Here is a 12251-nt window from a genome sequence, read left to right on the forward strand (position 1 = left end):
CTAAGCCAATGATGCCTAGTTAAGACTTCGGATTTGGCCAGCAGCGACTTCAGGGAAAGAGGGAGTGCTTCGATGCCGAGCTCGCGTTCCAAATGATGTAGTTCAACTAATAGCTCACTCAGAAGCCAACGTATAAGCTCATTCTCAGGCCGTTCGAACGAGCGATTTCCTGTGCGAGAGTAATACCGACCAACTGTGAGCGCACCCGACAAGCGGCCGAGAATCGTTCTATCCCACCGGGGGTTTCCTCGCAACGCGGGGCCTACCACTTCATCCTTCTTCACCACTTCGTTCGCCAAGTGGTCAAGTAAGACCGGCATATCATGTGACAGAAAGGTCAAGTAGTCGGGGTTGAGGAGGTCTACCGCGGATGCGAGAATTCGAATATCACGCTTGCCGCGATTGAGCTGCTCCAGGAAGTGCTTAGTGTCCTCAGTTGCTTCAACTGTCTGCTGGCCGAGACGAATCCCGCTCCCTACGCTGCTCAGGAAGCGTGCTCCGGTCGGCGACCCGGAAATGTACTTATGCCATTCCTGCTTAACCGACTCGTCCATTAAGCGTCGTAGCCTGTCCAAACCCCGAGCGTTCGGATAGACGCATCAGCGACTGGCTTTATTGAAACTTCTGCCGCAATAAGTTCTGCACATGCTTCGTGGCAATCTGCGCGCCCTTGGAATTGAGGTGCCACATACAAGTCGAGTCCAGCAGCGAGAAGCTCCTCTGAAGTGCGGGCGACATCCATAGCTGCCTCCCTGACAACTTGGCGTAGTAGCGCAAGCGGGATAGCTGGCCCAAATGGCATGCCAATCTTCGCGAACCCCGAATCTCTTGAGCAGAAGAGACGCTTCACCGATGCAAGAACTTCGGCTACTCGCGGTTCGCCTGCCATTGTCCCTTCGAAGGAGGCCAAGCGGGAGTTCAGTAGGGCTGCGTAACTGCCCTCATCCGGCAGTCCTACCGGGACAAATGCGAATCGTCGGACAAAGGCGAGTGAGAGTCGTTTGAGGCTAGCCTTGTCTGCATCGTTCATGGCACCAATCATCCGCCAGCCTCTCGGCACAGGAATAACATCCATGTCCGCGTCGACCGGAGAATCGTCTAATTGGATGCGAATCCGTAGAAAGCCATCTGGCCCGCGCCGCTTGTATGGAAGAGTGACGGAACTCCCCGCCAACAGGGTGAACATCTCGCCAAACGCTTTGTCGATGTCAGCCCTGTTAATTTCGTCGATGATGAGACAGTTTCCCCGAGAAATAGAGTCGAGAATGGCGCCGGGCAAGAAATCGAGTCGGTCTGCCGCGTTTCCTGCCCCTGCCTCTGGTACAGGAAAGTAGCCGCCAATGGTCTCGAACGTGGTCCACTGGTCCGTCGCAGGAACGGTCCAGGATGGGAATCCCGCTTTGCGGCACAGCGTTTCTGCAAGTTGCGTTTTCCCTGTGCCAGGAGCGCCGGTCAGTATGACGTGCATGCCGGCATTCAGCGCGGCTACGGCTCGGAGCGCCGCCTCCTCCATCCCAACTAAGCCGTCGAGGTTATCCAGCTCTGATTTGGGGATATCCCAACTTCCCGCAATAGCGGAAGCATGTGCGAGTTCTGGCGCAGAAACCGTGCTGGGTAACGCGACAACACCGCTTAGAGACGGAAGTAGCTCTGCGAATAGCGCAATCAGTTCTGGATAAATGGCCTCGACAGCCGTGCGAAAGTTCGGCTGGTACTCTTCGATTACGCTGAACAAAGCAGAGAGGTTCTGGGCAGGCTTTGTAGGGTCGATGTGTTGGATTACTTGGCTACTGTAGTTGTTCGAGCCCAAGACGGGCATGTTGAACAACTCCCGGTAGTGAACAGATTGTGCTTGAGCCGAGTCCCATTTGTTGATTGACGCGGGAAGCACGTACCCTACAGAGAGGCTTACAGTCTTAGCGGCGTTATAGTCCGGCGGACCAGCGATGTTCGTCACCTTTCCTAGAGCACGGAGGCCTTGCTTCCAGGTTGTAGGACTCCCCTTGCTGTTGTCAGTACCTAACCAAACGAACACGAAATCACCGTTCGCAAGTGCAGTAGGCACCTGCTTGCACACCACATCAAAATTCAGCGGTGTAGGGGCACCGGCTTGGTCGAGCGCTGTGATTGTTGGAACACTGTCGACGCCGAGGCGGACCATATAGAAATTCATTGAAGTCCCTCCACGGCGCTGATTCTATGCAGCTTGTCGTTCAGTGCTGTTTGCTCCGCTTCGAGGTCCGGCGACGCTATGCGCCAAGTGCCGAATGGCGGTATCTAGCGGGCCAAACAATGTGCGCCCCAGCTTATCAACTCTCCTGACGATACCTTGAGCCGCGTTCGGACTGATGTAGTAGCGAGAATCTACTGGTCCTTCTTGAACTATGGCCGAGAACTTAGAAGGCACGGGGTTAAGAGGTGCAGAGGATACGGGCGCGTCTATCAGTACCCCTTTGAACGCGACTCCTCCCGTCGCCCACTTAGGGGGCAGGAGGTCGTCTGTTATGGAGAAGGTGCGCGCGCGGTCATCGCTGAATTCAGAGGCCACGCTCTTCAAACGTTGCTCGACATTTCTCTTAATGCCCGCCGCCTTGCGTTCTTCCAGCAACGCTCCCGCGATTCTCTTTGCCACCCATTCCGCAACTGGCACGCAAACAGCGTTGCCGGCAGCATGGTACCGCTCAGTATCAATGCCGCGAGTAGGCACCTTGAAGCCCTTTTCGGGGACCGTCCAATCATCCGGAAGTCCCTGTAGTCGCTCGCACTCAAGCGGAGTGAGACGTCGAACTGCCCGGGGATAAGTCACGTACGTCCGCGCCCAATCCAATCCAGTATGCCTGCCAGACGTTGCAGAAATGCAGAACGAGACTTGCGGCACTATTGCGCCGGACTTTGTCGGACTGCATGGCGTAATAAAGCCTGTGCGCTCGGAGGTGGGTGGTCGTGACTTCCCATCTTCGAATAGCGCGCGTGCCGCCTTTTCAGGACTATTCATCCACGCGCACACAAATACGCGCGGCCGCGACTGTGGTGCGCCAAAATATCGAGCGTTCAGCACACGCCAAGCAACACCATAACCTAGCTCAGTGAGTTCAGACACAAGTGTCTTGAAGTCTTCACCTTTGTGGGAGTTCAGAAGACCTGCCACGTTTTCGATGAGAACTACTTGCGGCCTGTGGTCTGCCATTAGCTCCAGCAGTTTGAAAAAAAGGCCCGACTGTGCGCCCTTCAATCCTTGACGGCCGTGTGGCGTACGTGCAAGGGACAGGTCTTGGCATGGGAAGCCAGCCGTCCACACTGTGGCCTCCGGTACTTGCTCCGGCGCAACGGTCGTGATGTCTGCATGGAAAGGGGTTTTAGGCCAGTGTCGCTGCAGTACGCTGCTGCAGAACTTATTTTTCTCACATTGAAACTGTACAGAAAACCCCGCGCGCTCGAAGGCAATGTCGAACCCTCCGATGCCAGCAAAGAATGAGTTCATTCCAAAAGTCGTTGTCGGGGCAGCGGCCGCTTTGGTCATTCTTTGGTCGTTCTCTCTTGAATTTGGGTCTCGGTATGGCATTTTATACAGTACCCGGTCTGCCTGTGTTCGCACAAAGGGTTGTTCCCCCGTCCAAGTCGCGGGATGGAGTGGTTGCTGCCTCATATTTAGACTGCTATCACATAAGCCAACGGGCAAATATCAGCCCTGCGACGGCACACTTCAACCATATCGCGGGTCCTCGGCGCAGGTGAGGTTCGTAGGGGCCCCAGTGTTACAACGCCAACAACTTGAACTTTTTTAGCTCAGCCAGCGCCGGGGCATTGCCGTGCCTCGACATCTGTCCACAAGACAGCGGAGGGTCCGACTTGCAACGAACCCTTGACTTTCAGCACATCTGGGAGCCCAGCAGCCAGTGCTTGTAGGAGTGTCGGAGTGCTCATCGTTTGTCTTGGCTCATCAGCGGAGGAGCGGGGGCTGGCGCCCACGCGAATAGCGGACTGGTTTCTTCAACTTTTCTACCTGACCGGCTTCAACGGCCTTCTTGAGCCAGACCTTCGCTTGCCCTTTTTCCAGAACGAGACGTTCTGCAACTTCATCCTCTGACAAGGGCACGCCCTGCAGGGCAAGGGACAGCTTCGCCAGAAAATCCTCGTACATGTCGAGCGTGGTCGGCATCGAGCCCCCAGGAACGCAGACTGCGGGTTCGGCCAAGTTGTCGACCTTGAGTTGGACCGTGTTCGTCGGCGCTAACGGCCCTGAGCCCTCGTTTGTTGCGCCGTCGTCGGACACGTCGGATGGCCTTTCAGGCAATTTAGCCGATGTGTCGACGACTGGCTTTGCAGCGCCCCCGCTTTGCGCCACAGCGCTCGGCTGTGCGGAGTCATCGGAGCTCGCATCGATTGACAGCCAAGACTGCTGAGGTGATGTCGGCTCGGACACCTTGTTGGGACTCGCTGCCCCGCGCTCGAAATAGTCGAGCAACGATTCGGCTTGTCCAGGTACGAAGGTAAAGGCGACGCCTCCCTTGTCCACCAGCGCCGCGTTTCCCGGGCCATTTCCCGGGGTGCGGACGTAGACCGGCACCCACCGGTGGGCGAGAGCCTCCAGAGCCCCCTCCCAGGTGCCTCCACTGCCCAGCGCTGAATCAATCACCAACGCCCTGTCCGACAGAGCGTAGATGTACTTGTTGCGCCCCATCGCGTTGCCGGCGCTGAAGCCTGCTTCCGGATAGAACGGCGAAACCAGCACGAGGCGACCTTCCTGCAGACCCAGGCGGCTCTGTCGGTTGACACTGGTCTTCAAGAGGTCAGCGGCCAGAACACCGATGGTGAATCCTCCAGACACGGTCGAGCCTTGCATGGCGGCTGCGTCGACGCCGCGCGCACCACCCGACACCACACCCAAGCCCTCTTGCGCACACCGAGCAGCGACTTCCCGCGTGAAGTCCAATGCACCTTCAGAGGCATCTCGGGAACCGATGATGGCAAGCCCCCCCATGTCAAGGAGCTCCTTCTTACCGGCACCGTAGAGAAGTGGCGGTGCTGCATGCTTCAGGTGGCGTTTCAAACGTTTAGGGAATTCCGCATCGCCACGCGAAATGACCCAGAGCCCGCCGCGGCTCCAGCGCTCAAGCGCAAGGGCCATTGCAGTGCCGCGCTCCAGAAGGAACTCGACCCGTTTCCTCTCCAACTTGGCTTCGTGCAGGGCCTGAAGCTGAGCCTTCCCGGCTTCAGTCAGTAGGTCGGCGGGGCGAAGGCCCCGCACATTCAGCCACTTGGCAATTTCGCCGTACTCGCGCGCTGAAAGTGGCTGGAACGGTTCCTGCCGCTCCCCGCCAAAGCGCCCGCACAGCAGGAGGACAACTTCAGTATCTACGCTCAATGCCTGGTGGCTCATTTCAATCTCATTTCACTTCGCCGTGGTGATAGCCAGCGCGAACGGGTACACCGCGGCGGTGCCTGCCTGACGAAGCAGGGCAGCTACCAAGGTCAAGGTCCATGCTGAATCGACAACGTCGTCAACCAGCAGGACTGCATTTTCGGTCCCGGCCCCAGAATAAATCGTGAATGCCCCGTCCAGGTTGTGGCACTGGTGGAATCGGTTCTCCATATTCTTTTGAGGCTCGGTTTCCCGCGACTTCTGGATGACTGGGCGGAAAGGCACGCCCAATGCCGCCGCCAACCGGGCAGCGAAATCTGGCACCAGGCTCGGACGACGGTTCGAGGGAATACAGGTCACCCAAGCGACCGGTGCCCCCCATCGGTGGAGGATGAGGTCAGCGGACGCCGCAACGAGCTCGTCGTCGAAGTACCCCTGAGCCTTCCCGTGGGCCACGAGTTCGCCCCAGACCGGTTCGCCCCAGCGCGACAGGACGCGCCCCTCTTCGCCTCGCAACGTTTGTGGGATGTTCTGCTTGCTCCAGCCGAAAGCGACTTGATACTGGGCGAGCGCGTCAAGGTCCCACTGCTTCTTCAGTTCCAAGGGCGTCTCGCTGTGTCGCACGAATCGCTGCGCCTCGATGTGAGTGTTCCGCTGTGGTTCGACCGGCAGCACGGGACGCCCGAGACAGACTGCGCATCGACCACATGGCTGCCCATTGGGGTCGTCCAGGGCCTCGGCCAGGAACTGCATCAAGCAGCGCTTATTGGCTAGGTATCGCTTCATCTGCGCCCACTCGTCCTCCCGCTGTGCCGTGAGGTGCGCAATCCTCTGGCGGTCGAGTTGGAATGGGTTGGGCGTTCGATACCACGCGCCGTCGATGCGCAGCACCGGTGACTGCGGTTCGACGACCAGCAGCTTCAGCACCTTTTCAATCTGCGATTGACGCAGATTAACGGCACGTTCAATGTCACGCACTTTCAAACCTTCGTCTGCAGCCTCCAGCGCCTCCAAGATGCGTTTGACCTGCCACTCCGGCGGAAAAGCAGAGTCTCGGAAGTATTCGTTGATGTCGTCCTCTTCTTCCCCAGAAAGCAGCACGCCGTATGCAACAGGTATTGCTCGCCCCGCTCGGCCGACCTGCTGGTAGTAGGCCACCACGTTGCCCGGCGTCTGGTAGTGAATAACGAAGGTCAAATCAGGCTTGTCGTAACCCATGCCCAGCGCTGTCGTCGCAACGAGGCACTTGATGCGGTTAAGCAGCAAATCCTGTTCGAGCGCCTGCCGCTCGTCGTCCGTCTTGCCTGCGTGGTATGCGTGCGCATCAATACCGTTCAAACGCAACCACTCGGCGACGCGGTCGGCGTCGCGGGTGGTCAGCGTATAGACGATGCCGCTTCCAGGAAGTTGGGGAATCTGGTCAGCTAACCAAGCGAGACGGTCGGCGGGGCCCGGCATGCGCATGTTCTGCAGCGCAAGGCTTTCGCGAACCAGAGGGCCGCGCTGCACTGCCACGGCGCCACCAAGCTGGGCTGCCACGTCCTGCTCCACACGACGATTGGCGGTCGCCGTAGTTGCCAGCACCGCAATGTTGGCGGGAAGCCGGGCCAAAACCTGACCGATGCGCCGATAGTCCGGCCGGAAGTCATGCCCCCAGTCCGAAATGCAGTGCGCCTCGTCGATGACGAGCAGCCCGATTCGAGCGGCGATGGGCTGCAAAGTGCTGGCGACGAACTCGTCGTTGGCCAGTCGTTCCGGCGAAATCAGCAGTAGGTCGACGTGGTCGGCCAGTAGTTCGTTGCGAACATGACCCCAGTCCTCCTGGTTGGTCGAGTTGACCGTGAGAGCCCTCAGCCCAAGCCGCTGCGCCGCTTCAATCTGATTGCGCATCAGTGCCAAGAGCGGCGAAATGATGAGCGTGACCCCGGCGCCCTGCGCTCGCATGAGCTTTGCTGATACGAAGTACACCATGCTCTTGCCCCAGCCGGTTCGCTGGACGCAGAGCACCTTGCCGCGTTGGTTGACGATGTGGTCTATGGCCTCCCACTGACCCTCTCGGAAGTCCGCCTCCCGGTTGGCCATGGCCAAACGAAGGTGCTGCAATGCTTGGACTCTGGTGGCCATCTGTTCTTGCTCCCTGGTCTGTTGTCAGAAGTGGTATTTCTCGCTGCGCTGCTTGAAGGCTTGCTCGGAGCCCTCCATGATGTCGAGCACGGCTCTGGTAACGTCGGCCCGGTCCAAACCGCCTTGGGTTCGCTTCTTGCCCTTTCCGTCTTGCGCGTCGAATGCGTAGATGAGTTCGGCGTCCGCGTTCACGGGCAAATTGGCGTTATGAGTTGCGAGCAGGAGCTGGCGACCGTTCTTGGTGTGCCGAAGCAAGGGAACGAGGTCACTGTAGATGTAGTTCGAGTCCAGCTCGTCCTCAGGCTGGTCGATGACGATGGGGCCTGCCCCTTCTGCAAGGATGAGGCTCAAGAGGGCGGTGTTGCGTTGCCCTTCGGACAGAACTTTTCCTCCTTCGCCGCTCATGCGTCCCGCGCTTGTTCCATCGGGGCGTTTGAGCTCGACGTCAATCAGGTCATCAACCCGCGTCAGGCGAACCTTCTCCCAAATCGCGCGTACGTCGGGGGTTTCCATATGCTTCAAAAGCTCTGCCGCTAGCGGCGCTACCGAACTCCTTTCGGGAATGGACTCTGGCGCCTTCAACCACTGCTGAAGGACCTCCCAGGGGGCTGCGGCGGCCGGCGTTTGAGCGAACATCGCAAAGACTGACCGTCCAATGTCTTCCCAGCTTCGTCCAAGACGGGTACGGCTGTCCCTGGGTGCCAATCGCTCCCAGACCGCATCGAAGGCACGAGCGTCCAGCATGAAACTAGCTATGACCAAGGTTGTCGGCCTTTGCAATGCTGTACAAGCCGCTTTGCGGGCCTCGAACTGCTCCCGCCAAATGGTGTGCAGCCTGGACAATGTCTTATCGAAGTCGGCAGCCTGTTGATGCATAACTGCAAGCTGCTTCTGCTTCGTGTCGAGGTCGGCCTGCCGTGCGTTCCGAAGACGGTCGACCTCCTGCAGTTTGCTGACATCGGCGGGTAGCACGCCCTTGTCGCGACACGCAGCAAGGAACTTTTCTTCCGCCTCGCTGAGCTGGGACGTCACTGCCGACCAGTTTGCATGTCCTTCAAGCTCACCTTGAATGGCAGCGGTGTACTTGACAACGGCAGCCTCAACCTCAGAGCTCAATGATTCCCGCGCGCGCAGCAACGCCGCCTGCATATCGGAGAACCAATCAGAGTTTGGCCAACCTGCTGCGGACTCGGGAAGCTCCGGAACAGGGTCCAGCTCCGATATCGCCGCGCGTAACTTTTCTGCATCACTGTTTGCCAGTGTCACTGCCCCCGCGACGAATTGCTTCGCATCCTGTGCAAGGCGATGAGCTGCCGCGTCCGCCTGAATCTCTTTGCGTGCCTGCCACTGCCTGGTCAGCTCATCGAGCTCTTGCTTTAAACGTAGCACCTCTCCCGCCAAGGTCTCGGCCTGTCGACCAGCCGCAAACAGTTTCTCTAGCTCTCCGCGTACCGCAGATTCCTGGCTGGCGAGTTCGGATAGATGCTCACTGCAGGAGGCGTCAATCAGTCTCAGCACCTGATTCTTCTGCCCCGGTTTGCTCAGCCTACTCAGTTCACCCTGGCTGAAGAACTGGACCCTCACCTGGCCCAGCACAGTTCGAAGGTCGTGCACCTCGCGGTTAATCAGTCTGTGCTCTCTGGCGCTCGGCTTCAGCAGAACGGTGTCCAAAACGCCAGGGGCCACTTCGAAGGACACGTGGAGCTCAGCGTCGCCGCTCTCGACGGTTCTGTGAATGCCCTTCAACTTCTCATGCAGGTCCGCATCTACGAATGACAGATAGTCAGGCTGAAAACAGAAACGGATGTACTCCAGTAGCGAAGACTTTCCACTTCCTCGTCCGCCAATGATGCAATTGAGGTTCGGTGAGAAGTGCACAACCTGGTCTTCCACAAAGGCCGCGCCCTTGACCGCAATGCTGACCAACCGAGGGTGACGCTCATCATCGCTTGGCCTCACCGTTTGAAGGCGGATTCGTGACTCGTGGTCCAGAAATGCCTGACGCAGCGCCTCAACCGATGGCTCAGACATCTTGACCCACGTGTACCGCATGCCAATATAGTTTTCGGCGTTCTCTTCCTTGGTGAGCGCCTTGTTGTCCGATGACATGATGCATGCCACCGAGCGCTGGCGCCGCCATGCTGCGTCACAGTCGGCAGCTGCGCCAAAAAGCTTGCGCCATCCTGAGCTCATCTCGTGGACTGGCTTCGGGACCTCCACGGCAAGCAAGTCTGGATTCAGGTACTCCGTTTGTTGCAACCACTCGCTGACCTTTCCGTTGTCGAACAGGCCATCGTCTTTGAGCGCATGAGGCATTACGACGATGCCTCGCTGCTTCCCGTCTGGGTTCACCTGCTGAATGCACTTCAACAGCTCCGGGAGCCGGCGTGTTGATTTTGCGAGCACGCCTCCTTGAACGCGCGGATACCCAACACCGCACTCCGTCAGGAGATGGTCCAGCTCTTCGAGGTCTGCATCCGGCTCAAAGATGCCCAGGACATGGACGCCCTTTCCGACGTCGGCTTCAAACTCGAATCCGGGGAACAGAACTATCCTGTATCCGAACTCACCCGTCAGTTCATGAATAGCCTCTTGCAGCAGCGGGATGAACGACTTCGAGAGGTAGTTGTGGTCCGTGATGGCGATTGCCTCAAGGCCAACCTCGTAGCACCGGCGTATGTACGCGCGAGCGGCCTCCATCTGCTCATCGGCCGTCGTCCCCATAGCGGCACCCCGCCAATGCGGCGCGTCCGCTGGCGTCTGCATTTGGAGGTCACACTTGAACCAGCGCATCCCTTGGTAGTCAGTCATTCTTGGCCTCCCGTGCCGCTACTTTTTCCGCAATCGTCAGCTAATGGTCGTTGATGCGGGCCCCACCACCAGTACAAACTCTTAGACGTCGGTGCACAGGCGCAGTTTGTCGGTCTAAGCAGAAGCGGCAAAAATGACACGCTATGTAGTCGCCAGCCTAGCCTGCCAGGGCGCAGTGAGATGCTAGCGGTAAGCGAACGCCAGTTTTGCAAATCTAGATTAGATATGAAGCCTCCCGACAGATTTGTTCTTCTCAGGCTGAGAGGTAGGCCGGGAAGCGCACTTCCTTAACGTCAGTGCTCGTCAGGAACATGAGTACCCGATGAGACGCTGACGTTGCGAGCAATCTCGTGTGGGAGTTACCGAAGCCACGACAAAGCTACGGTGAGGCTTTTTGTGCTCCAAGTCGAAAACATTTCAAATTATGAAATATTGTCGCCATTTTTCCAGTTTTTGCCGCACTCCGAGACTGAAACAGTCTTTGAATTCAGCAATTCCCCAGATTCGACTCGTGTTTTTGCACAAAAGTCCTCACCGTCCCTGGGGACAACTCAGGCTATCAAGTTGCACATTGAAATGCTGGGCTGTCCAGAGTCTTGCCCCCCGGGAAAAATTCGTTCGACAGCCGAGGGGAGGGACCTGTCATGCGCACAGGCCAACCGCAGGGGCTTGAATCCCAAGACCGCACCGTGCTGGGTGTCGGCCTGCCGTTCATCGGCAGTGGGGGTAATAGATGTACTGCTTGCGATTTTCGAGCGCGTCCTTCCAATTAGGAGGAGCTTCCGTCAACAATTGATTTTTCACCATTTTCTTTGGCAAAAAATGAATGGCCGTTCGAAGATGAATATCGGCATCTTTATCAGTCACCGACTCTTTATACGAATCAATTCTGAAAAAAATGAAGAAAAACTCCATCCAGCTCATATGCTTCCCAGCGATTTTCGCAAGCTTCTTCGTAACAACCAAGCTAGAGAGAGAAAGTTTGGCCGAGACTTGATGATTCTTAATGTCAACTGATTTGACACCCATTGCCTGCAACGCATACGCAATGGTCGCAGGATGAGTCGTTGCCAGCAGCGTCTTGTCTCCGTATTGCAACGAGCCGACGGTAACGCCGTTAGAGTTATCGTAAAAACTAATGGTGAAGTTGTTTGTCATTCTGAATCAGGAAATAAAAAAGCCTCGCAGTTGCGAGGCTAAAAATGGAGTGAGACTCCGAAGGAGTTCATGAAGATTGAGTAGACAGGCGCCGCCCTCGTGCCAGAGCGATAACTTGATTCCAAGCTATTCGAAGGATGCCTGAAGGCAGAATTTTTAAAGAACACAACCAACCGATGCCCCTGGCGATGAGGGGTGGAGCTGTGTTCTTGCGCTAGATACTGCGCTGATGGGATTTAGACTATAGCACGGAAAATACTTCCGGAAGACTCTTAAAGGTATGCGCGAGCTGCTACGCCGTCCGCGACCCAGATTCGCTACATGACGGTGCTGACCCGTCGCCTTTGCGCACCACTGCGCTTTGAGTGATGCGCTATAGCTACCGCCCAGGACCGGGCGGTAGGCCTGCTTGCTATTACTACCATCTCAATCGGCACAGCCAAGGGGTGATGGCGTGAAAAGAGGTCTCACTGCCCAGCACACAGTGAGACCCACCAAAATTAGCAACGCCGGGCGCCCTCGGCTAAATATGTCGGCAGGAGGTCTCGCAACTGTGACGAGTGCCGGTTCAGCGCATCATCTTTCTTGAGATGCGCGTAGGTCTTCATAACCACTTCAAGCGTATCGTTCAGCAGTTCTGCGACCGTCAGAAAGTCATTAGGATTTCGTCGCAACCAGTCGGTAGCCACAAGGTGACGGAAAGAATGCGGACCAAATCCACCTGACCCTGGAATGTGCGTCCGAGTGAGCTTGTGCACCACATGCGTCATGTCTATCAGAGGGCGCCCGTCTTTAG

General features: G+C 57.3%; 8 protein-coding genes. All 8 read right to left on the bottom strand.

From position 1 onward, the window contains the following. A partial coding sequence (locus tag N4G42_RS24750; RefSeq protein ID WP_260669063.1) for a hypothetical protein occupies positions 1-554 on the bottom strand: 554 nt, incomplete at its 3' end. After that, complete coding sequence (locus tag N4G42_RS24755) at positions 554-2173, bottom strand: AAA family ATPase (protein ID WP_260669064.1); 1620 nt, start codon at positions 2171-2173, stop codon at positions 554-556. The genes N4G42_RS24755 and N4G42_RS24750, both read right to left, overlap by 1 nt. 24 nt (positions 2174-2197) lie before the next feature. After that, positions 2198-3481 carry a DNA cytosine methyltransferase gene (locus N4G42_RS24760; protein ID WP_260669065.1) on the bottom strand — a complete coding sequence of 428 codons (1284 nt, stop codon included), beginning with the start codon at positions 3479-3481 and terminating at the stop codon, positions 2198-2200. A gap of 459 nt (positions 3482-3940) precedes the next feature. Continuing rightward, a complete protein-coding gene (locus tag N4G42_RS24765) occupies positions 3941-5380 on the bottom strand; it encodes a DNA-processing protein DprA (protein ID WP_260669066.1) in 1440 nt (479 codons plus the stop codon). 12 nt (positions 5381-5392) lie between these two features. Then, on the bottom strand, positions 5393-7486 hold the full coding sequence (locus tag N4G42_RS24770; protein ID WP_260669067.1) for a RecQ family ATP-dependent DNA helicase: 2094 nt from the start codon (positions 7484-7486) through the stop codon (positions 5393-5395). Between the two features lie 24 nt (positions 7487-7510). Further along, complete coding sequence (locus N4G42_RS24775) at positions 7511-10297, bottom strand: TrlF family AAA-like ATPase (protein WP_260669068.1); 2787 nt, start codon at positions 10295-10297, stop codon at positions 7511-7513. A gap of 711 nt (positions 10298-11008) precedes the next feature. After that, positions 11009-11455, bottom strand: a complete 447-nt coding sequence (locus N4G42_RS24780; RefSeq protein ID WP_260669069.1) for a hypothetical protein — start codon at positions 11453-11455, stop codon at positions 11009-11011. 500 nt (positions 11456-11955) lie between these two features. Further along, on the bottom strand, positions 11956-12251 hold a 296-nt coding region (locus tag N4G42_RS24785), incomplete at its 5' end, for a hypothetical protein (protein WP_260669070.1).

Origin of the sequence: Acidovorax sp. K2F, assembly GCF_025246485.1 — a bacterium.
GTDB classification, from domain to species: domain Bacteria; phylum Pseudomonadota; class Gammaproteobacteria; order Burkholderiales; family Burkholderiaceae_C; genus Acidovorax; species Acidovorax delafieldii.